The sequence below is a fragment of the Fructobacillus apis genome, assembly GCF_023893635.1.
In the GTDB taxonomy this organism is placed as follows: Bacteria; Bacillota; Bacilli; order Lactobacillales; family Lactobacillaceae; genus Fructobacillus; species Fructobacillus apis.
On the sequence record NZ_JAMWYK010000002.1, the window covers coordinates 180,123 to 202,226 of the forward strand.

At 48.3% G+C, this 22,104-nt stretch carries 23 protein-coding genes and 1 other RNA gene; 5 read left to right on the forward strand and 19 right to left on the reverse strand.

Features of this window, described 5'->3' with window-relative positions; genetic code table 11:
• Entirely contained in the window at positions 1–1,476 is a 1,476-nt protein-coding gene (locus NFX39_RS02730) for an MDR family MFS transporter (protein WP_252442769.1), read from the reverse strand.
• A 135-nt stretch (positions 1,477–1,611) separates the two neighbouring features.
• Here NFX39_RS02730 and NFX39_RS02735 point away from each other — a divergent pair, with 135 nt between their 5' ends.
• Complete coding sequence (locus NFX39_RS02735; protein ID WP_252442771.1) at positions 1,612–2,154, forward strand: TetR/AcrR family transcriptional regulator; 543 nt, start codon at positions 1,612–1,614, stop codon at positions 2,152–2,154.
• A gap of 42 nt (positions 2,155–2,196) precedes the next feature.
• On the opposite strand, the gene NFX39_RS02740 is transcribed toward NFX39_RS02735, so the two are convergent.
• Positions 2,197–3,066, reverse strand: coding sequence for a LysR family transcriptional regulator (locus tag NFX39_RS02740; RefSeq protein ID WP_252442773.1), 870 nt, complete (start codon positions 3,064–3,066; stop codon positions 2,197–2,199).
• A 104-nt stretch (positions 3,067–3,170) separates the two neighbouring features.
• On the opposite strand from NFX39_RS02740, the gene NFX39_RS02745 reads away from it, so the two are divergent.
• The 3 genes from NFX39_RS02745 to NFX39_RS02755 all read left to right on the forward strand — a co-directional run bounded on the left by NFX39_RS02745 (position 3,171) and on the right by NFX39_RS02755 (position 7,986).
• Positions 3,171–4,571: an APC family permease gene (locus NFX39_RS02745; RefSeq protein WP_252442775.1), complete on the forward strand. Its 1,401-nt coding sequence runs from the start codon at positions 3,171–3,173 to the stop codon at positions 4,569–4,571.
• Positions 4,572–4,719: 148 nt separating this feature from the next.
• Positions 4,720–6,969: an ArnT family glycosyltransferase gene (locus tag NFX39_RS02750; protein ID WP_252442777.1), complete on the forward strand. Its 2,250-nt coding sequence runs from the start codon at positions 4,720–4,722 to the stop codon at positions 6,967–6,969.
• A gap of 15 nt (positions 6,970–6,984) precedes the next feature.
• Entirely contained in the window at positions 6,985–7,986 is a 1,002-nt protein-coding gene (locus NFX39_RS02755) for a glycosyltransferase family 2 protein (RefSeq protein WP_252442779.1), read from the forward strand.
• Positions 7,987–8,085: 99 nt separating this feature from the next.
• On the opposite strand, the gene NFX39_RS02760 is transcribed toward NFX39_RS02755, so the two are convergent.
• A complete protein-coding gene (locus NFX39_RS02760) occupies positions 8,086–8,697 on the reverse strand; it encodes an NAD(P)H-dependent oxidoreductase (protein ID WP_252442781.1) in 612 nt (203 codons plus the stop codon).
• Positions 8,698–8,910: 213 nt separating this feature from the next.
• Here NFX39_RS02760 and NFX39_RS02765 point away from each other — a divergent pair, with 213 nt between their 5' ends.
• Complete coding sequence (locus NFX39_RS02765; protein WP_252442783.1) at positions 8,911–9,519, forward strand: Pr6Pr family membrane protein; 609 nt, start codon at positions 8,911–8,913, stop codon at positions 9,517–9,519.
• 40 nt (positions 9,520–9,559) lie between these two features.
• On the opposite strand, the gene NFX39_RS02770 is transcribed toward NFX39_RS02765, so the two are convergent.
• From NFX39_RS02770 to NFX39_RS02845, 16 genes are all read right to left on the reverse strand, one after another.
• Entirely contained in the window at positions 9,560–10,189 is a 630-nt protein-coding gene (locus NFX39_RS02770) for a hypothetical protein (RefSeq protein ID WP_252442785.1), read from the reverse strand.
• A gap of 85 nt (positions 10,190–10,274) precedes the next feature.
• Positions 10,275–10,632, reverse strand: a transfer-messenger RNA (tmRNA) gene (gene ssrA / locus NFX39_RS02775).
• Between the two features lie 83 nt (positions 10,633–10,715).
• The gene (gene accA, locus NFX39_RS02780; RefSeq protein ID WP_252442787.1) at positions 10,716–11,513 is read right to left on the reverse strand and encodes a carboxyltransferase subunit alpha; all 798 of its coding nucleotides are present in this window, start codon (positions 11,511–11,513) and stop codon (positions 10,716–10,718) included.
• Between the two features lies 1 nt (position 11,514).
• On the reverse strand, positions 11,515–12,354 hold the full coding sequence (accD, locus tag NFX39_RS02785; protein WP_252442789.1) for an acetyl-CoA carboxylase, carboxyltransferase subunit beta: 840 nt from the start codon (positions 12,352–12,354) through the stop codon (positions 11,515–11,517).
• Between the two features lie 60 nt (positions 12,355–12,414).
• Positions 12,415–13,800 (reverse strand): acetyl-CoA carboxylase biotin carboxylase subunit, encoded by a 1,386-nt coding sequence (locus NFX39_RS02790; RefSeq protein WP_252442790.1) that lies wholly within the window; start codon positions 13,798–13,800, stop codon positions 12,415–12,417.
• A 1-nt stretch (position 13,801) separates the two neighbouring features.
• On the reverse strand, positions 13,802–14,233 hold the full coding sequence (gene fabZ / locus NFX39_RS02795) for a 3-hydroxyacyl-ACP dehydratase FabZ (protein WP_252442791.1): 432 nt from the start codon (positions 14,231–14,233) through the stop codon (positions 13,802–13,804).
• Positions 14,234–14,322: 89 nt separating this feature from the next.
• Positions 14,323–14,811 carry an acetyl-CoA carboxylase biotin carboxyl carrier protein gene (gene accB / locus NFX39_RS02800; RefSeq protein WP_252442792.1) on the reverse strand — a complete coding sequence of 163 codons (489 nt, stop codon included), beginning with the start codon at positions 14,809–14,811 and terminating at the stop codon, positions 14,323–14,325.
• Between the two features lie 12 nt (positions 14,812–14,823).
• The gene (fabF, locus tag NFX39_RS02805) at positions 14,824–16,074 is read right to left on the reverse strand and encodes a beta-ketoacyl-ACP synthase II (RefSeq protein ID WP_252442793.1); all 1,251 of its coding nucleotides are present in this window, start codon (positions 16,072–16,074) and stop codon (positions 14,824–14,826) included.
• 37 nt (positions 16,075–16,111) lie between these two features.
• The gene (locus tag NFX39_RS02810; RefSeq protein ID WP_252442794.1) at positions 16,112–16,840 is read right to left on the reverse strand and encodes a beta-ketoacyl-ACP reductase; all 729 of its coding nucleotides are present in this window, start codon (positions 16,838–16,840) and stop codon (positions 16,112–16,114) included.
• 5 nt (positions 16,841–16,845) lie between these two features.
• The gene (locus NFX39_RS02815) at positions 16,846–17,781 is read right to left on the reverse strand and encodes an ACP S-malonyltransferase (RefSeq protein ID WP_252442796.1); all 936 of its coding nucleotides are present in this window, start codon (positions 17,779–17,781) and stop codon (positions 16,846–16,848) included.
• 14 nt (positions 17,782–17,795) lie between these two features.
• Positions 17,796–18,761, reverse strand: coding sequence for a DUF561 domain-containing protein (locus NFX39_RS02820; RefSeq protein ID WP_252442797.1), 966 nt, complete (start codon positions 18,759–18,761; stop codon positions 17,796–17,798).
• Between the two features lie 63 nt (positions 18,762–18,824).
• Entirely contained in the window at positions 18,825–19,067 is a 243-nt protein-coding gene (locus tag NFX39_RS02825; protein WP_213808883.1) for an acyl carrier protein, read from the reverse strand.
• Between the two features lie 103 nt (positions 19,068–19,170).
• The gene (locus NFX39_RS02830) at positions 19,171–20,145 is read right to left on the reverse strand and encodes a beta-ketoacyl-ACP synthase III (protein ID WP_252442799.1); all 975 of its coding nucleotides are present in this window, start codon (positions 20,143–20,145) and stop codon (positions 19,171–19,173) included.
• A 13-nt stretch (positions 20,146–20,158) separates the two neighbouring features.
• Positions 20,159–20,629: a MarR family winged helix-turn-helix transcriptional regulator gene (locus tag NFX39_RS02835; protein ID WP_252442801.1), complete on the reverse strand. Its 471-nt coding sequence runs from the start codon at positions 20,627–20,629 to the stop codon at positions 20,159–20,161.
• Positions 20,616–21,059 (reverse strand): 3-hydroxyacyl-ACP dehydratase FabZ, encoded by a 444-nt coding sequence (gene fabZ, locus NFX39_RS02840; RefSeq protein ID WP_252442803.1) that lies wholly within the window; start codon positions 21,057–21,059, stop codon positions 20,616–20,618. The genes NFX39_RS02835 and fabZ (NFX39_RS02840) overlap by 14 nt, the downstream gene beginning before the upstream one ends.
• A gap of 151 nt (positions 21,060–21,210) precedes the next feature.
• Positions 21,211–22,023: a metallophosphoesterase gene (locus tag NFX39_RS02845; protein ID WP_252442805.1), complete on the reverse strand. Its 813-nt coding sequence runs from the start codon at positions 22,021–22,023 to the stop codon at positions 21,211–21,213.
• Positions 22,024–22,104 lie beyond the last annotated feature (81 nt).

Sequence of the window (22,104 nt, forward strand, 5' to 3'; positions counted from 1 at the left end):
TTAGTTAGCCTCCTTGTTTGACTTCATAAAGAAGACGAAGATAAATCCGAGGACGGCAAAGATGAGTGAAATTAAGAATGCCGTTTGGAAACCATCCATTGAAGCGTTCATCATTTGACCTGCGTAAGCGATAGAATCAGAAGCCTTCAAAGATGCGCTTGGCGTGTTGTTGTTAATCACGTTTTGCACAACAGAAGTGAGCAAGGCCACGACAACGGATGAGGATACCTGGCGCAACGTGTTGTTGGCAGCCGTTCCGTCGGCTCCCTTTTCATCAGGAAGAGCCGACATAGCAGCCGTCGTCAAAGGCATCATGACCATGGCAATCCCTGCCATTCGAAGGGCGTAGAGAACGGAAATAACGATGGTTGGTGTCGTCGCGTTCAAGAAGACGTAAGGTACCGTTCCAAGGGCAAGAATCCCAAATCCAAAGTAGCACATCACTTTGACGCCGACCTTGTTATACAAGATTCCGGCAACCGGTGACATGAATCCCATGAAGAGGGCTCCCCACATTAAGGTAATTCCAGAATCGAGGGTGGAAAGGCCGCGGATGTTTTGCAAGTAAGTTGGCAACATCATTTCGACTCCGTACATCGCCATTGTTGCGAGCAACAAAGCAACCGTGGAAATCGTGAATTCCTTCTTTGCAAAGACACGGATGTCCAAGAAAGGAACGGGCAACTTCAATTGACGCCAGGCAAAGGCAGCCAGGAGAAGGACACCAGCTACAATCGGCAGGATCACTTGGCCAAAGTCAGACCATCCCATGGCCGCAACGTTGGTGAAGCCCCAGAGGAAGAGACCGAATCCAGCAACGGACATCACAAGTGACGTAACGTCCAACTTCAACTTCTTCGTTTCCATCACGTCCTTCAAGAGGAAGGGAGCCAAAATCGTAGCAATGATGATAATGATGAATGGAATGACGAAGATGGAGCGCCAGTCGCTGCTCAACGTCAAGCCGAGAATGTTGTGGTCCTTGTTCAAGATCCACCCCGTCAACGTCGGACCGATGGCCGGTGACATTCCAACAACCAAGCCCATGAGGCCCATGGCCGTACCACGTTCTTCAGGTTTGTACATGTTGATGATGAGCACCTGCAGCATTGGCATCATGATTCCAACGGCCATGGCTGCAACGATTCGTCCGGCGACAAAGAGCCACCACATGTCCTGTCGTTCCGGCGTGAACATGGAAAGGGAAATTCCAATCAGCAGTAACACGTAAGAAACGATGTGGAGCATCTTTGTTGGGATGCGGTTAGCCAAGTAGGCGGACAACGGAATCATCATTCCGTTCACCAGCAAGAACCAGGTTGTGGCCTGTTGAGCCGTCGACAAATCGATGTTAAAAGCTGTCATCAGCGTTGGCAAAGCCGTCCCGAGGGATGTTTGCATCAACGCTCCTGACATGGCAGCGATCATCAACACGGCGAGAATGAGGCCGCGGTTGTAAGGACGCTTTTCATTCATAATCTCTTTCTCCTTTTATGTGGAACATTTTGTACCACTTGGTTACAACGAATAGTTTAGCACGTTTTTTAACTGTGTCAATATGTTCCACTAAAATTTGTTATAATACTTTTCGAAGAGTAAAAGGAGACGCAGATGAACTACGGCCAACAGCAAAACGAACGGGTTAAAAATCAGATTGTGGATGGACTTTTCTCAGAGTTAAAGGAACGTCCTTTTTCAGAAATCCGCATCGCTTCCTTAATTAAGACCGCGGGTGTGGGTCGCACGTCCTACTACCGAAACTTCGATAGTAAGGAAGAAATTTTAAGCTACTACCTAAACAGCCTGGTGGAAAAACGAATGGCGGAAGGCCGTCCAACGGAGTGGACGAAGCAGTCCGTGCCCGCCGACCTGGAAAAGATTTTTTCTTTCTTCCAAATGGAAAAGGAGCGCTTTTTGCTCCTCTTCAATAGCGGCCTGTCGGCTTACATCTTTGATTTCTTCCGCTCGATTCCAAATAGCGAACGGGCGCAAAACGATAAGTTTCAGAATACTCCCTACCTGATTCCCTTCTTCACGGGAGCGATGCCTTCGGTGTTGTTTGAATGGTTGAAAAAGGACACGCCGGAGAGCCCCCAAGAAATGGCGCAGATCGTAACGGAACTGCTACCGCCGGTTTTCTTTTCAGATGATTAATAAACAAAAAGAGCCACTCCCGTTTTGGAAGTGGCTCTTTTTTTATAACAAATCCTTTTGGTGTTTCACCATGAAATCAATAAAGTACTGGGCGGCAATTGGAAGGGTTTCCTTGTCGCGGTAGACAACGGCAACCGGTCGTTTCACAGCCGGAAGAACGGATTTAGCAACGACTTCAAAGTTCGTGCGGGAGTCAACTAGCTCGGAAAGAATGCCGATACCAAGCCCCGCTTCCACCATCGCCATGATGGTGTAGTCATCTTGAATACGGTAACGCACATCCGGGGTCAAACCGGCCTTTTCAAAGGCAGCCAAAGGTTCGGAGTACCCCCCTCCCTCAACCAGGATAAAGGGGTCGTCCGTCATCTTTTCAATCGGCACGGCGTCAAGCTTAGCCAGCGGGTGGCCGCTAGGCAAGAAGACCTTCATCTCCGTTTCGTGCAAGATGACCTTATTGAAGCCATCCCCATACTCCGAGGTCATGAGCCCAAAGTCGATCTCGCCACGCTTCAGCCAATCGACAATCATACCGAAATCCCCCTGCTGCAAGACGAACTCGATGTTCGGGTACTTTTCTTGAAAAGACTTAAAGAGCGGTGGGAGCCAGTAGCAAGAAACCGAGGTGATGGCCCCGATGCGGACGGTTCCCGTGTCCAATCCCTTCAAGGACGCAGCCCGTTCTTCCAGCGCCTGGTACTGGCGCAAAGCTTGGACGATGTAAGGATAGAGCTCCTCCCCTTCCGCGGTCAAAGATACCCCGTTGCGAGAGCGCTTTAAAATCTGAATGCCGAACTCCTTCTCGAGGGCGGCCATCATCTGCGAAACGGATGATTGCGTGTACCCCAGGGCTTCGGCCGCCTTCGTGAAGGACTTTAACTGGATGATTGTTTCTAAAACAAGTAAACGATTCATTTATATCAGTTTTCCTTATGCAAGTATGTTGTTTATTAATTTTACTTATCATAACATAGGCCTTATGATAAATGTAATCAATAAAGAAGTTTGGAGAAGCTCCTATGGATATATTTAAGAAAGAATCGGTTGCATCATTCATGCAATCCGATTCAAAACTGAAAAAGACGCTCCGCACAAAGGACCTGATTGGTTTGGGAATCGGTGCCGTTATCGGTACTGGAATCTTCATCTTGCCAGGTCACGAAGCCGCATCCCACGCAGGACCAGCGGTTGCCATCGCCTTCTTGTTGGCCGCCTTGGTTTCAGGATTGGTTGGAATGGCCTACGCGGAATTCTCATCCGCCATGCCCGTTGCCGGTTCGGCCTACTCCTTTGGATCCGTTGTCTTCGGTGAAATCATCGGATGGATTTTGGGTTGGGCCCTGATTTTGGAATACTTCCTGGCTGTCTCTGCTGAAGCAACTGGGTTTGCCGCCTACTTCAACGATAACTTGTTGACGGCGGTCGGCATTCACCTGCCAAAGGCCTTACAAGCCGGTCCAATGGAAGGTGGGGTTGTGAACATCACGGCCGTTGCCATCGTTTTGATCATTGCCGCCATCATCATGAAGGGTTCAGCGATTTCAACCAAGGTTGAAAACTTCGCCGTTGTGGTGAAGGTTGCAGTCATCATCCTCTTCATCGCCGTTGGTTTCTTCTACATCAAGACGGACAACTACGTACCGTTCTACCCAGAACAATTCCACGGCGCACCATTCGGAATGGGTGGTATCTTAACCGCCGCAGCAACGGTGTTCTTCGCCTTCATCGGATTTGACGCTTTGGCTGCCAACTCCGCCGAAACGATCAACCCTGGTAAGACGGTTGTCCGTGGTGTCCTGGGAACGGTTGCCATCGCCGTTGTGCTTTACGTGACCTTCTCATTCGTATTGACTGGAATCGTCAACTACAAGCAACTCGGTGTCGATGACCCAGCCGCCTTTGCGCTTCAAGTGATCCACTTGAACGCCTTCAACAAGCTCATCACGGTCGGTGCCCTCTTCGGTATCTTTACGGCCATGATGACGATGTTCATCGGTGGTTCACGACTGGTTTACGCCCTTGGACGTGACGGCCTTCTTCCTAAGGCTATGGGTACGGTTTCTGAAAAGTACCACGTTCCAGAAAAGGCCATCATCGTTGCAACGATTGTGCAAGCCTTCTTCGCCGGAATGGTGCCACTTTCACAGTTGGCCTCACTGATTAACGCCGGAACGTTGATTGCCTTTGCTTTCATCTCATTCGGTGTCATCAAGCTCCGCCGTCGCAAGGACATCCAAAACGACGGCTTCAAGATGCCTTGGTACCCATTCCTCCCAATCGTGGCTGGATCATGTGCCGTTGGATTCATCTTCATGCTCCCAGCCGTTACACAGATTTCTGTAACGATCTGGTTGGCCATTGGAATCGTATTCTACTTTGTTTACGGTGTGCACCACTCAAAGCTTCAAAAGAAGAACTAATTTAAAACATTCTCTCATAGAGAAAGCCGCATTCGCCCCAAACGAATGCGGCTTTTTTGCATTTTAATCTTCGCTAAATTCTCATTTAATTTTAATATAGACATTCCAATCTACAATAATGTTTATTCCAATTAAGGAGGCTTATCTTTTGAGAAAATTGACTTTCAAAAAGCCGGACTGGTACTTAATCGGGATTCTCCTACTCGCAGTATTTTTGTACGGTTGGGGAATCTGGGATGCTGGTTCCGCAAATTCTTATTACACAGCAGCCATCACGTCAATGACGCAGTCATGGCATAACTTCTGGTACGGTGCCTTTGATCCGGCCGGCTTCATCACGGTGGATAAACCACCAATCGCCCTTTGGTTCATGGCCGCTTCAGCGAAGCTGTTTGGCATCCACGGTTGGTCAATCGTTTTGCCGTCAGTCCTTGCGGGTGTCGGTTCGGTTTACCTCCTTTACCGTCTGTTGGCAAAGCGCTTCGGCGTTTGGGCGGGTCGGTTGGCGGCCCTCGTCATGACGCTGACGCCAACGGTGGTGGCAAACTCACGAACGAATAACATGGACGCGATTTTGGTGTTCTTCCTCCTGCTTGCTGTCTATGTGTTGACACGGGCGGTGGCTCGTAAAAATTTATGGTTAGTGCTTGGCGCGTTTGCCATTATTGGCGTAGCTTTTAACATCAAGATGCTCCAAGCATTCATGATTTTACCAGCGATGTTTTTCTACTTTATCATTGCTACAAAGGTTAAAGGGTCTAAGAAAACGCTCTGGCTGCTCGCAGCCATCGCTTCTCTCGGCCTCTTCACCGTCGCCTACCCGGCCACGGTTGACTCGGCCTCGAAAACGTCACGCCCCTACATTGGATCTTCTCAGACCAACTCCTTAATGGAGTTGGCCTTTGGCTACAATGGAACAGAGCGTCTTCTCGGACAAACGTCTGGAACGGGCGGTTCCTTCTCCGGAATGGGAAAGAACAGCAAACAATCCAAGCAAGGAAATGGGCAAGCAACCATTCCAAAAAATAACTCACAAGGAAACTCAAACAATAACAACAGCAATAACAACACAAGCAACCAGGCGAACAACAACGGTTCAAACAGTACAAACACAAACAACACTGTAAACAGCAACAATAGCTCAAACACAACAAATAACAGCACCCAAACACCACCTAGCGGAGCGCCAAACGGACAAGGTAAAAACAGTTCAAACGGTGCTCCAAACCCACCGAGCGGTTCAACAAAAGGCAAGCCATCCGGTACGCCACCTTCTGGTAAGATCGGCAACCCTGGTCAAAACGGTAAGGGTGGTCCAAAACAAAAGGGCGGTCCTGGTAAGGGTGGCATGGGCGGTGGAAACTCTGCCTTTGCCATCGGTTCAGCCGGTCCGTTCCGACTCTTCCAGTCGGACTTAGGATCACAAATTGGTTGGTTCCTCCCCTTTGCCTTCCTTGGAATGGGAACGGGTCTCTGGGCCTTCCGTAATAAGCAAAACAAGTGGTACCAGCTAAGCAAACGACAACAAGAGACGTTGCTCTGGTCCGGCTGGTTCGTTCCGGTCTACGGCTTCTTCTCCGTCGCTTCCTTCTTCCACCCTTACTACACCATCATGTTGGCGCCGGCCATCGCAGCCTTGACGGCCATCGCCGTTGTGGCAACGGTAAAGATGGTGAAGGAAGGCACCAAAAATGAACGACTCGTTGCGAAGGGCTTTATGGGCCTCACCATAGTCGGAACGGCGGCTCTCCAGGCATACTATGCTTGGTCCTACTACCCAGTCGTTGCCATTACCATTGTTGTGATGGCAATCGCAGCAACCGCCCTGCTCGTCATCCCCAATCCAATTAACAAGCAAATCAAAATCGCTTCCGCCATTTTGGTTCTCTCCCTGCTTTCAGGATTCTGGGCGTTGACGCCAACGCTTTCGCACAACTCCGCAGCCATCCCAGCTGCCAGCCCAAGCTTACTGAGCCAAAAGGGTTCTTCTGACATGGGTGGTCAAGTGGATAGCGAACTTCTCTCATACGTCGAAAAGAATCAGGAAAAAGCAAAGTACCTCTTCGCCACGACGGATTCGAACTCCGCTTCTGGTTACATCATCAAATCCAAGAAGGCCGTCATGGCGCTTGGTGGATACAACGGTACCGATCCGACGATGACACTTTCTCAGTTTAAGAAGCTGGTGAAATCTGGTGAACTCCGCTACTTCGTTGTTGGAAACACCAAGTCTTCAACGGGTAACATCGCAAAGATTCTCTCATGGGTTCAAGAAAACGGCACGCAAGTGACTTATTCAAACACTTCAAAGAACAACAGCAACCAACAGCAAGGACCACAAATGGGTGGTGGCTCTGGAAACAGCACGCTCTACGACCTCTCAAGCCTTGCAAAATAACGAAAGGAGTCGCATATGAGGACACAGACGCAAAAAGCCCCCACTCTGGCGCTGATTCTTCCGGCCTATAACGAAGAAGAAGGCCTCATTCAGACCGTTGTGAAGCTCGGCCAAATAAAGGATCGTCTGCTCGCACACGATGCCATCGCAGAAGACTCCTACATTCTAATCGTCGATGATGGATCGAAGGACGAGACCTACAAGGTGATGAAATCACTTCAATCAACGACAGCAGACATCAAAACAGTTAAACTCTCCCGTAATTTTGGACACCAAAACGCCTTAATGGCCGGTCTCCAAGAATCGGTGGCAAGCTCGGATATGACGATTACGCTAGACGCCAACTTGCAGGACAATCCGGACATCATCGAAGAGATGGTGACCAAGTACCGCAAGGGTTTTGACATTGTTTACGCCGTTCGTTCGAACCGGGAAAACGACACCTGGTTTAAGAAGAACTCGGCGGAAGCCTTCTACAAATTCGCGGCTTGGTTGGGTGTCGAACTTGTTCCAAACCACGCGGATTTCCGCCTGATGTCAAAACGGGCGGTCCAGGCGCTGCTCAGCATGCCGGAACGTAATCTCTTTCTTCGGGCCATGGTCCCAAGGATTGGGTACCCGCAAACCACTGTGGAATACGTTCGCGGGGTGCGCAAGGCTGGTGAATCAAAGTATCCCCTTAAAAAGATGCTCGCCTTTGCCGTCGATGGCATCACATCCTTTTCGGTCAAACCGCTTCAGTTACTCTTTTACCTGGGGCTCGTCATCTCTTCTGTGGCGGGCATCGAAATCACCTACACCTTGGTTCAAAAGGCCATTGGTGATCCAACCGCTGGTTGGTCCTCCCTCATGATTTCGATTTGGTTACTCGGTGGTTTAAACCTCACCGCTTTTGGTATTATCGGCACCTACATCGGTAAAATTTTTACCGAGACAAAGGCTCGCCCACTCTTTTACATCGAAGAGGAGAAAAATCCAGGACTAAACCGACGCTTTACAATGAAACAAGCCCAGTAAGGTCCATGATCGAATCAGTCGCATCCGTCCCCCACGGATGCGACTTTTTTAGTGGTATCAATCTTTTGGACACAAAAAAAAGCTTACCGAAGTAAGCTTTTATTCAGCCCCAATTTTCACCAAGGCTTCTTTTGAATCTTTAATGGCGACCTTGTAGATATCCTGAGCGCAACGCTCCATGTAAGCTAACTTTTTACGGTCGTCTTTCATCTCACACATGCCGGTAAGGATGCGTGTTCGTTCTAACTTGATGCCAACACGACCTAAAATGTCGCGCCTCCAGTGCGTCACGATGGAACCAAAGCGACGTTGGAAGTATGCCGGACGGTCACTGGTCAAAAACAAGTCGGCCGTGCGTCCGTGCAGTAGTCCTTCGAGATGTCGGAAGTTTGGCTGACGATAGGCAAAGCCTGGCGTCAACACCCGGTCCAACATTCCTTTCAAAACGGAGGGTTCTCCGCCCCACCAGATTGGGAAGAAGAAGCAAAGGCGGTCCGCCCAAGCAATCTTCTGTTGCAACTTGGTGATGTAATCCATTTCGGGCATCTTAACACGATGTCCATAACGCAATACGGGATCGAAATCGGCGATGGCCAAGTCAATGAATTGAACTTGCGTGCCTTCTTCAACCAAGTGCTCGTAGCTATGCATAGCATTCGCATGCGTAAATGACTGATCGTCGGGATGGCCTTGAATGATTAAAATGTTCATTGTACGGCTCCTTAAATTTTTTTAGGAGCTGCTTGTGTTAATGAAGCTTTAAGCAACTTATCTCAAACAAACCCCTACACTTTATCATGTTTGTTACGAATGTGTCAATAAGAAAAACGACTGTAAACCCTTTCACGTCAAGCTTTTCGTAATTCTTATGACAATGCGGTATAATTTGATAGTTATTTCTAAAATGAAAAAGGATTCTCTAAAATGAAACAGAAATTCACGCTCAAAAACACTTACCGTTTCCTGCTCGTTGTTCTCGGAACGATTGGTTTGATGATCAACACGGAGTTGCAGTTACACTCGCTGTTGTACTACACGACGCTTTCAAACTTGCTCTGCTTGGTGTACTTTGCCTACTTGATCAGCACAAAGAAGGTGGAAACAGGAAACTTCAAGGGCGCCGTTACGCTGGCCATCACCGTGACGATGCTCATCTACTGGTTGATTTTAGCGCCTTACAGTTTCAATGTGCACGGTGCCTTTGAGATGACCGGTGCCCTGTCCGTTCACTTATTCTTGCCTTTGGCTGTCATCTTAGACTGGATTTTCTTTGATCAAAAGGGCCAGTTTACGAAGAAGGCCCCCGTTTACTGGTTGGCCATTCCGCTCAGCTACTACGCCTTTACCGTCGTTGCGGCCACGCTCAAGGTGGTTTACCCGCTGACCAACACGCACTACCCATACTACTTCATCGATTCGAACATGTATGGCTGGACCCGCGTCTTCATCAACGTCATTTTCCTGACCCTGTTCTTCTTAGTACTCGGTTATGGATTCTACCGTCTTGATAAGAAGCTCGGTCAAAACAAATAACGAAAAAGACGACTCAAACCGAGTCGTCTTTTTTTATCGCTTATTTTTCTTGACCGTAACGCTTCAAAAGTTCGTTCAGGTAATTCGCTGGGCTTTGCCCAAGCATTTCGTTTTCTTGCTTGGAAAGGGTCACGTTGACATAGTCAAAGGCGGCCATGCCCGAAAGGTGTACCCCAAAGCTTTGGCTGTATTCGCTTTCCTGGTTCAACTTGTAGGATTCGATTTCGTCGAACTTTCCTTGCACATAAGCGTCCTTTTGGCTGTCGTCCAAGATGAAAAGCAAGCGTTGTTTTGCTTGATCCACCCAGAGGCCATCGCCCAAGTTAACGGCCTGATTTTCCTTAAAATCGGCCAAAACACGGTCCAAGAAGAGCTTCTTCAAGGGTTTCTTTTTCTCGTTTTTTTCCGTCGTTTCGTCTTCTTCATCCACCGAGCGTGGCTGACTTCCTTCAAAGACCTTATTTAGCTTCTCTGCGCGCTTTTTACGTCCAATTCGAGCAAATACCCAGCAAACCAGGATAATGCCTAGAATCCAGAAAATATGCGTAAGAAGGAAGGCTAAAATCAACAAGCCGAGCAACACTAAAATAATAACTGGCGCCCAAGCTAAAAACTCGATGCAGAGCCAAAAAAATAGAATGGTGAGCACAATTAATCCAAATAAAATCATTTGATCATCCTTTTCATGAAGATTTTTGTCTAGTATAAACGCTTTTAACAAAAAAGACAGCTTCAATTTCTTGAAACTGTCTCACTTATGGACTTGAGGGGAGTCGAACCCCTGTCCAAACCATCCGCCACATAAGCGTCTACATTCATAGGGCAATCATTATTACCGCAACCAAAGCAGCCATTGTCCAGAACTTGACTTTGGCCGGGACCTAATTGGTTTTAAATTCAACCGCGCAGGCATCGTCATTGAATCGAGCTAACCATTTATAAAAGCAGACTCACCATGTTAGCCTAGCAAGCATGCCCACGAGTCACTGGTTTTTAGGCAGCGACAGCGTAAGAGTTATTGTTTTTTGCAGTTAAATTTCTGCCCGCTTAACGCCCGGACGGCGGAATGCAGCTAATGCTCGTAATAGCCTGTCGAATTCCGGAAACAAGCCCAAAAGAAAAAGTGCTGAAGAAATCTTCTTCAGCACCAATTATAGCAGATATCAAAGTCGCTTCAACCGCAACTTTATGCCATTTTAGAATGCGCGGTAGCGTTGGCGACGTTCGTGAACCAATTCTTCCGGTGCAAGTGATTGCATCTCGCGGAATTCTTCGTCCAACTTCGTTTGCATACCGGCAAAAATCTTTTCATGACGGTGGTTTTCAGGGATAACCTCGTCGATGACCTTCTTTTCAAGCAAGTCGGCAGGCGTGATACCCATGATACCAGCGGCTTCATCAGCACGCTTGGCGTCCTTCCACAAGATGGAAGCAAAACCTTCCGGTGACAAGATGGAGTACGTGGCGTTTTCAAACATCCACACTTGGTCGGCGGCAGCCAAGGCCAAGGCACCACCTGATCCACCTTCACCGTAGATGATGGCGATCATTGGCACCGTCAATTTCATGGATTCCAAGATGGATTGGGCGATGGCGTCCCCTTGTCCGTGCGCTTCAGCATCCTTTCCAGGAAAGGCACCAGGCGTGTTGATCAACGTCACGATTGGACGGTTGAACTTGTCCGCCTGCTTCATCAAACGCATGGCCTTGCGGTAACCCCAAGGCTGTGGTGAACCGTTTCGCTTTGACAACTTGTCGTTGATGTCCGTTCCTTTATCGATGGCAATCACCGTAACGGGTTGTCCCTTCAAGCGGGCAATTCCACCAATGACAGAAGTATCGTCAGCACACAAGCGGTCCCCGTGGAATTCGATAAAGTCAGTAAAGAGACCGTTGATCAATTCGCGGGCCATGAAGCGGTCTTCACGTGACTTCTTCACGACTTCGGCCGGGTTAACGTCTTTTTTAAACATCGTTTTAACAAATTCAAACATCTTAACCCTCCTTGTGGTGCATGGAAACGATTTGTCCGATTACTTGCGCCATGTCTTGGCGCTTCACAATCTTGTCGACGAATCCGTGTTCAAGCAGTGTTTCCACACGTTGGAAGTCCTTTGGCAACTTTTCGTGAATCGTTGATTCAATCACGCGAGCACCAGCAAATCCAACCAAGGCGTGTGGTTCTGCCAAGGTCACGTCCCCTTGCATGGCAAAGGAAGCCGTGACACCACCGGTCGTTGGGTCAGTCAAGACAACCAAGTACAAGAGACCGGCTTCTTGGTGAGCCGCAACAGCCGCTGACACCTTGGCCATTTGCATCAAGGAGTTGATTCCTTCTTGCATACGGGCTCCACCGGAAGCCGTAAAGAGGACAACCGGCAACTTGTTTTCCGTGGCGTGTTCGAAAAGGCGGGTAATCTTTTCACCAGTCTTTGAACCAAGTGATCCCATCATGAAGTATGAGTCCATGATTCCAAGGGCCACTTGTTCACCAGCAATGTTACCAGTACCAGTCAAAACGGATTCTTTCATGTCCGTTTGCTTCTTGGCACGGTCAAGCTTTGCTTGGTAACCTGGGAAGTCGGTTTGATCAATTGTCAATTCAGAATCGAATTCCACGAAGTTTGTCGCAAACAAGGCAACGCGTTCGCGAGCCTGCAAGCGGAAACCGTAATCACAGTTTGGACATACTCGGTAGTCGCCCAATTCCTTGTTGTAAATTTGCTTTCCACAGTATGGGCAAGCTAGAAAGAGACCGTCAGGAATCCGGTCACGAACGGCGTCCGTGACTTTAATTTTGTTATTATCCGTTTTTTTAGAAGAAAACAAATCCATATCGTTTGGGCTAGGCCCTTCTCCCTTCGTTGGTTGGACAAACGTCCTTCCGTCAGAAAATTATTCAGCTTCGTTTGAAGATGTGAGCGTCTTTTCCCATTCTGGCAAGAAGTGGTTTTCCAAATACTTCGTCGTGAAGACGTCGTTTTTGATTCCTTCGTCTTGCAACAAAGCCAATTGGAAGTCCTTTGACGTTGAAACACCAACAACGGACGTTTCGTCGATGATGCGTTCCAACTTTGCCAAAGCTTCTTCACGAGTATCGTCGTGTGCAATCAACTTTGCAATCATTGAATCGTAGAATGGTTGAATCATGTCCCCGTTGTAGAGGGCAGAATCAATACGGACACCAGGTCCACCGGTTGGCAAGAAGACGAAGTCAATCTTACCAGCAGATGGTGCGAAGTTTGCTTCAGGCTTTTCAGCCGTCAAACGCATTTCGATGGCGTGTCCCTTAATCTTCACGTCTTCTTGCTTCACTGGCAATTCTTCACCAGCGGCAACCAAAACCTGCAAGCGAACCAAGTCCAAGCCCGTTACCATTTCTGAAACTGGGTGTTCAACCTGGATACGCGTGTTCATTTCCATGAAGTAGAACTTTCCTTCTTGGTCTTGCAAGAATTCAATCGTTCCCGTGTTTTCGTAATCGATGGCGTTAACGGCCTTCGTCACAACGTCCATCATGTCTTCACGCAATGCTGGCGTCATGGATGCGGCTGGTGATTCTTCCATCACCTTTTGGTTACGACGTTGCAAAGAACAGTTACGTTCTGGCAAGCAGACGACGTTTCCGAAGTGGTCACGAACCACTTGCATTTCGATGTGGCGGCAATCAAGCATGACCTTTTCAAGGTACATGTGTTCGTCACCGTAGTTCAACTTGGCTTCGGCTTGGGCGTTGGTAAAGTTTTCTTCCAACTCTTCATCCTTGTAGATGAAACGCATTCCCTTACCACCACCACCGGCAGCGGCCTTCAACAAAACGGGGTAACCGATTTCGTTAGCCACTTCACGGGCTTCATCCACGTTGTGGATGTCACCAAGTGAACCAGGGATAACCGGAACTTGCGCCTTACGCATTTCGGCACGGGCGTGTTCCTTGTTACCCATCAAATCAATGGTTTCGGGACGGGGCCCAATCCACTTGATGTTCACATCACCGACCATTTCGGCGAACATGGCGTTTTCTGACAAGAATCCATAACCAGGGTGAATGGCTTCTGAACCGGTCAAAACGGCAGCTGAAATGACATTCTTCATGTTGATGTAGGAATCAGCTGGCTTAGGTCCTCCAACACAGATCGCTTCGTCGGCGATTTGTACGTGAAGGGAGTTCTTATCTGCCGTTGAGTAGATGGCCACCGTCTTGATGCCCATTTCCTTCAACGTCCGGATGATTCGCACAGCGACTTCACCACGGTTTGCTACCAATACTTTTTTGAACATTTTAGTCTCCAACAATAAAGGTCAGTTCTGCGGTTGTTGCCTTCTTACCATTTACCCAAGCGATTCCCTTACCGGAACCAACAGGGCCACGCAAGCGGTCCAAGACCACTTCGAGCTTCACTTGGTCACCTGGGCGAACCATCTTACGGTAACGGGCCTTCTTGATGCCACCGAAGTAAGCTGTCTTACCCTTGAATTCTGGCATTGAAAGCAATGCCACCGCACCAGCTTGTGCCAAGGCTTCAACAGTCAAAGCACCAGGGAAAGTTGGGTTACCAGGGAAGTGTCCTTGGAAGATTTCTTCGTTGATTGAGATGTTCTTCAAAGCAACACACTTTTCACCTGGAACCAGTTCTTCCACCGTGTCCAACATCAACATTGGGTAACGGTGTGGCAAAATTTCTTGAATTTCTTGTGCGTTTAATACAGACATGTTTTCTCTCCTTTGATGCCTATGTATGCAAAGTAGGCCTTTGACAACCTGCTTTGCGTAACAGCAGGGAATTGCCTACTGCTGGACAATTAGTCCGTTGTAACTCGGTAAAGTGGCTTATCGAAGTCAACGACTTCTTCGTTTTCAACCAAGATTTCGGCGATCGTTCCAGTAACGTCGGCCTTAATTTCAGTCATCAACTTCATTGCTTCGATGATGGCAACCGTTTCACCCTTTTCAACGTGGTCGCCCACTGCCTTGAAGTCCGGTTGGTCTGGCTTTGGCTTCAAGTAAACCGTACCGACCATTGGTGACTTAATTTCCTTTCCAGCTGCGGGCGCGGCTGGTGCTGCCGGTGCAGCTGATTCAGCGGCTGCTGAAGCTGCGGGAGCAGGCGTTGCTGCTGCGGGCGCAGCTGGCGCAACGGAAGCAGAAGCAGCTGGTGCTGCGGGTGCTTGGACCTGTTCGTTCTTAGACAAGTGCAATGAGAAGTCACCGTCTTGGATAGCAATATCGCGGAGGGAAGATTGTTCCAAGTCCGCCATCAATTCACGAATTTCTTTTACGTTCAAGTTCATCGATTCTTCACCTTAAAACTTCTTGAAGATAACGGCGGCGTTGTGCCCACCGAAACCATAGTTAGCTGACATTACGTATTCTGGGGCAACGTTTTGGTTGTCCTTGTTAACCAATTCAATCTTGGCCGTGTGTTCATCGGCTTCGTCGAAACCAACGTTTTCAGGCAAGATTCCACGGTCGATTGCTCCAACAGAAGCAACGGCTTCAACGGCACCGGCGGCACCAAGCAAGTGACCAGTCATCCCCTTCGTTGAAGAAACCAAAACGGCCTTTTCACCGAAGACAGAGGCGATGGCTTCCGCTTCACCAGAGTCGTTTGCACCCGTGGCAGTACCGTGGGCGTTGATGTATGACATTTGTTCTGGCTTCATGTCGGCGTCTTCCATGGCCAACTTGAAGGCACGGATGGCACCTTCACCATCAGGAGCAGGTGACGTCATGTGGTATGAATCAGCCGTTGCACCGTAACCAACAATTTCGGCCAAGATGTTAGCACCACGCGCTTCTGCGTGTTCAAGTGATTCGATAACCAAGATTCCAGCACCTTCACCCATGACGAAACCGTGACGGTTCTTGTCGAATGGCTTTGAGGCTTCCTTAGGATCTTCTTCCTTTGACAAAGCAGTCAATGAAGCGAAACCAGCGATTCCGATTTCGTTGATCGTGGCTTCGGCACCACCGGTCAACATCACGTCTTCACGACCGGCCTTGATACGCCAGTAAGCTTCACCAATGGCGTTCGTGGCTGAGGCACAGGCCGTCACGATTGTAAGGTTTGAACCCTTAGCACCGAAACGGAGTGAGACGTTACCAGAAACCATGTTGGCGATTGATTCAGGAACGAACAATGGTGATACTCGTTGAGGTCCCTTTTCGTGCATCTTGATGATTTGTTCTTGGATGGTCGTTAAACCACCGATACCGTTTCCCAAGATAACTCCGAAACGGTCAGGGTTTTCAACCTTTGACTTGGCGTCTGAGTCTTCGTCTGCCAAAAGTCCGGCTTGTTCCATGGCTTGGGCAGAAGCGTCAATGGCGTACTGTGAGAAGAGGTCCAACTTACGTGCGTCACGCTTTCCAACGCGGGCAGCAGGGTCGAAGCCGTCAACTTGTCCGGCAACTGAAATACCCGTTTCAGTTGGGTCGAACTTCGTGATTGGCTTGATACCTGATTGTCCTGCAAAAATGGCGTCTAAGAATGCCTTGGTGTCATTTCCGTTTGGGGCGATTGCTCCCATTCCTGTAATTACAACTCGTGTCATCATGTTTCCTTTCGCAAATGCTTTTGCATCAATTCTGTTAGATGTACAATCCACCATCAACCGTGATTGTTTGTCCCGTCATGTAGTCGTTTCCGGCTAAGAACAAAGCAACGTCGGCGACGTTTTCCACCGTTCCAAAACGGGACAATGGGATTTCATTCAAGATGGCTTCCTTTGCCTTGTCTGACAAGGCGTCCGTCATGTCTGAAACGATCATTCCTGGCGCGATGGCGTTCACGCGGATATTGCGCTTTGCACCTTCCTTGGCCAAGGACTTCGTCATTCCAATCACACCAGCCTTTGAAGCTGAGTAGTTAACCTGACCGGCGTTTCCCATTTGTCCAACAACGGATGCCATGTTGATGATGACGCCGTGCTTTTGACGGATCATCTTCTTGAAGATTGGTTGCGTCACGTTGAACGTTCCATTCAAGTTGGTGTTCACAACGGCAGCGAAGTCTTCCAACTTCATTCCCATTGCCAATTGATCCTTCGTGATTCCGGCGTTGTTCACCAGAATGTCGATGCCTTCAAAACCTTCTTCTTTGTAGAGGGCCTTCAAGGCTTCTTCGGCAGCTTCACCGTCTGCAATGTCAAATTGCAACGTGCGGGGCGCCTTCTTGAAAGAAGAAATCACTTCTTCTTTCAAAGGTGAGCGACCGTGCAAGATGATGTTGGCACCGGCTTCGTCAAAGGCGTGGGCAACGGCTAATCCGATACCACGTGATGAACCAGTGACGAGAACTGTCTTTCCTGAAAAATCCATGTGTCTTATCCTTCCTTAATTAAAGCAGCGACTTTTTCAAATGATTCGAAGTCCGTAACGGAGTAACGAGCCACTTCCTTTGGGGCTACCTTGCGCGCAAACTTGGACAAGGTAACACCTGGTCCGACTTCGATGAGCGTGTCGACGCCAAGGTCTACCATGTTTTGCAAGCAGTGGGCGAAGTACGTTGGGGAGACGATTTGCTTTTCCAAAACGTCAGCCAAGTCGTCTTTTGTAAAGACTTCCTTGGTGGTGTTTGAGAAAACGGGGAACTTTGCGTCCGCAAAGGCTTCCCCTTCGAACCGTGAAGCCATCTTTGTTGACGCTTCTGTAAGAAGTGGCGTGTGGAACGCTCCTGAAACAGGAAGCGGCACTTGCTTCTTCACTCCAGCTTCCGTCAACGCTTCGACCGCTTGGTCAACATCGGCTTCTTTTCCACCGATAACCAATTGGGCAAAGGTGTTGAAGTTTGCTGGGTATACTTCCAAGCCCTTGTCTTGCAAGTTCTTGATTGTCTCAACAATCATGTCTTGGTTGTCGTCCAAAACGGCAACCATCTTACCGGGGTTTTGGTCCCCGACTTCTTGCATATAAATGCCTCGGTCCTTAACCAAAGCAATCGCTTGGTCAAAGGTGAGCATGCCGTTGGCGACTAAGGCCGGGTATTCCCCAAGCGATAGTCCCAAACCGGCAACGACATTCTGCAATCCAGCGTCAACCAAGCAGGCCGCCAAAGCTGCGTCAAAGGCGACGATGGCTGGTTGCGCCCACTTCGTTTGGCTAATTTTTTCTTCGTCGTTGAAGACCGCGACTAAGTCGTAGCCCAAAATTTCAGAAGCTTTGTCGATATAAGCCTTAAAAGCTGGCAAATTGTCGTACAAGTCCTGGCCCATTCCGGCCTTTTGTGAACCTTGTCCGTTGAATAGAAGTCCGACTTTCATAGAACCTTCCTTAATTACTTTGTTGTGTTTTCGATACCCAAGATGTCGGTTGCTTGTGACCAGATTTCATCAAGGATTTGAGCAACTGGCTTTTCGTCGTTGATCATTCCAGAGATTTGACCGGCCATGAAGGCTCCGCCATCCTTATCTCCTTGTTGAACAGCGGCACGAAGCGTACCAGATTCCAACTTTTCAACCGTTTCGTAATCAGGTGCTGGCTTTTGAAGTTCTTCAACTTCCTTCTTCACGTATTCCTTAGCCATCTTGTTCTTCAAGACACGGGCACGGGAACCGCAGATGTTACCAGTGATGATCGTGTCGATATCACGGGCCTTCAAAATCTTCTTCTTGAAGTTTTCGTGAACTTCAGATTCAGCTGAAGTCAAGAAGCGCGTTCCCATTTGGATACCAGAAGCACCGAGGGCAAGCGCTGCGGCTGCACCACGTCCGTCGGCGATTCCACCGGCGGCGATAACTGGAATGTTAACGGCGTCAACCACTTGTGGGACCAAGGCCATCGTCGTCATTTGACCGATGTGACCACCTGATTCCATTCCTTCGGCGATAACGGCATCAACACCCTTCCGTTCCATCATCTTAGCCAATGAAGTTGATGGAACAACGGGCATAACCACGATTCCAGCGGCGTGCAATTCATCCAAGAAAGGTGATGGGTCACCGGCACCAGTGGCCACAACCTTAACCCCTTCTTCCAAGATAACGTCGAAGACTTCGCGGATGTGACGTGACATCAACATCACGTTCACACCGAAAGGCTTGTCCGTCAATTCCTTGGCACGACGTACTTCGCGACGTACGTCTTCACCGTGCCAGTATCCAGTACCGATGAATCCAAGTCCACCAGCTTCAGAAACTGCGGCAGCCAATGCACCGGTTCCGGCCCATGTCATACCACCTTCAACGATTGGGTACTTCATGCCCAGCTTTTCAAAAATAGGGTTTTCCAATTTAATCGTCATAATACTACGCCTTTTCCTTTTATGTTTATGTACGCGGCGACAAAGCCGCCTAAAAAGAAGTGATTACTTCTTGTCAGTTTGTTCCTTGATCTTGTTAACCAAGTCAGCAACCGTTGAAACTTCTTCAGTGTCTTCCAACTTGATGTCAAAGTCGTCTTCCACACGGTTCAAAACTTCGAACAAGTCCAATGAATCGGCATCGATGTCATCCGTCATGTTCGTCGTCATTGAAACTTCTGAGTCTTCCAAATCGAATTGGTCAACCAAAATTTCCTTTACCTTGTCAAAAATTTCTTCTTGTGTCATGAGCACGTTCTCCTATAGGTTTTCGTATTGCAATACGTTAGATTTTTACGGTGCAGTCTACTACACCGTAATTTAATAATACTGTTAAAGTCAGACCCGGCCGTTAGACCTTCCAGACCTGAGCACCGATAGCCAATCCGCCACCGAAACCAACAAAGGCAATCGTCATGCCAGGCTTAACCTTACCATCTTGAACCAATTCGTCCAAAAGAATGGCTGGTGAAGCAGCGGAAGTGTTTCCATATTCCGCCATGTTGGTTGGGAACTTGTCCATCGGTTGACCAAAGTTCTTGGCCATCGATTCGATGATGCGATGGTTGGCTTGGTGGGCAATGTACAAGTCGACGTCGTCGGCTGAAACACCGGCCTTAGCCAAGGCCTTATCCAAGACTTTTGGCACTTCCCGAGTCGCAAAGGAGTAAACCCCGCGGCCGTCTTGGTGGAAGTATGGGTCAAGCGGTGAAATTTCACCGGCAAAGGCGTTCTTGTTCGCGAAGCGACCAGTTAAGATAGCTTCACCACGGTCACCAAAGGCCTGAAGTTCTTCGGCGAGAAGCCCCTTCTCTTCGTCTGTTGCCTCAAGCAAGACACCACCGGCCCCGTCTCCGAAGAGAACAGAAACCGTGCGGTCCTTCCAATCAACCAACTTTGACAAGACTTCCGCTCCAATGAACATCCCCTTCTTGTAACGACCTGACGTCAAGAATGAGGAAGCAACGGACATTCCGTAAACAAATCCGGAACAGGCTGCGTTCAAATCAAAGGCAAAGGCGTTTTCAGCGCCAATGTTTCCCTGCACAATGGCCGCCGTGTGTGGGGACAGTGCGTCGGGTGACATCGTGGAAACAATAATGAAGTCCAAGTCAGATGGCGCCCATCCGGCTTGTTCCAACAACTTCTTTGCAACACCAGTTGCCAAGTCAGAAGTATTTTCATTGTCAACGACGTGGCGGTTGTGGATTCCCGTCCGTGGGTAAATCCATTCGTCTGACGTTTCCATCAATTCTGCTAAGTCGTCGTTTGAAACAACGCGCTCTGGAATGTGGCGAGCGGTTGCTGCAATTTTCATCTTTTCCATAATCTCGTTTTCTTTAATCTGCTAGTAAGTCCTTCAAGTACTTCTGCAGATTCTGTAATGCCTTCTCTAAAATATCAGCTGCTTCATCTGAAAAGCCGGTAAACATCGCCTTTGTCAGTTTCAAGTGAAAGGCCCGGTGCGCACGGAACAACACTCGTCCATGGTGCGTCAGCCCTAAATACACGACTCGTCGATCAGCTTCAGAACGTCTTCTCAAAACGTAACCCTTCTCCACCAAGCGATCAATTGCCGTCGTCATTGCTGACGGCGACAAATGAACTGCTTTAGCAACCTGGGAAGCTGTTTTCTTTTCATACATCGAAATCGCGTAAATGGTATGAACATCCTTAACCGTCAAAGCCGAGAAGGGTCCGCTTTTCAGCTGACTCTCCTCGACCCAAACGATATTTGCCAAAAGCTCAATCAACGCTTGATTGGCTTCTTTCAGATTTACTTTTTCAACTGTTGTCTCAGTCCTTTTCATCAGGAGCCACCACAAACATCAGCTCCGCACTCGTTGCGACCTTGCCATCAACTTTGGCCGTTACATTCACAGACCCCATGTTTTCACGAACCTTACCGAAGGTTACGTGCAACTTCAAAACATCACCAGGGACAACCATCTTCTTGAACTTGGCATCGTTGATACCCGTCATGTAAGCCGTCTTTCCACGGAACTGTGGAGAAGACAAGATCAAGATTGAAGCGGCTTGGGCCAATGATTCAATGATCAAGACACCAGGCATCACTGGGTTTCCAGGGAAGTGTCCTTGGAAGAATTGTTCGTTAATCGTCACGTTCTTAACGGCAACGATTGATTCGTCCGGCACCATTTCTTCCACGTAATCCATGTAAAGGATTGGGTAACGGTTTGGAATCAAATCCATAATTTCAGTGGTTGTTAAAACTGGCATTGCTAGTCCTTTCACTAATCGAGCGACTCGATTGTTTAAAGTAATATTAGGATAAAAACAGTTTATCAATAAATACTTCGATAGTCAAACTATCTCATAGTAAAAATAAAAAAGCCGATTAAATCAGCTTTTCTTAGTTTTTTCTTCTATATTATAGGTCGATAATTAAGAGTCGTTTTAAAACTTCACTGGCAAAGTCAGACCCGACCCATTCCTTTATTTTCTTGCGATTATAACCTAGCGCCACATTGTAAAAGCTTATTTGTGCGACTTGTCTTTTATCCGGGTGCAAGTGCAGGTGTCCGGAAATTGAATCTTCTACACCCCATTTAACAAAGTCTTCTCCTAGAATTCGAGAACCAAGAAAGGATTTTAAAATCGACATCTTCGTTCGACGAAACGGAATCAAGTCCACAAAATCCTGCAATGGGGAAAAGTGGTTCAAGACAATTGGCTTTTGCCCAATCTCTTTTGCTTCTTTCACCATCGCTTTCATTTCATCGATGGCTAAGGCCATTCGCTCGGGGTCAGACATCGGCTGTTTGATTCGACGGTCGTACCAGTAACCCTTCTTAAAAGAAAGAATTTCTTCTATAAAATGTTGGTTTTTATCCATGGAATAATCGTACCAACCATTATGACCGATGATTCGGTAGGAACCAATGTCCAAAAACTTCTTATGAAAGTAGCGGGCATCGTTAAAGTTCTCAACTTCTTCAAAACTTTCGCCGCTGCCCATCTCGTGGTTACCCGCGAGGAAGAAAACATCACGGTCGGGCCCGACTTTGTCATCCAAAGCCTGAACAAAGGTCGCCGTTTTCTCTAAAGCATTAAACGTGTCGCCTAAGAGGAAAAGGGCCTTGATGTCTTGATCTTTCATCGCATCGGCAAAAAGCCCCAACGCAAGCGCTGGGTCGATTCGGTTCACATCAAGGTGTAAGTCTGAGATGAAAGCGACGTTCATGGCATCCTCTTTTCTTTCTATTCGTCAGTATAGCACAGAAAAATGGGCACAAAAAAAGAGCAGCCGAAGCTACCCTCTTAA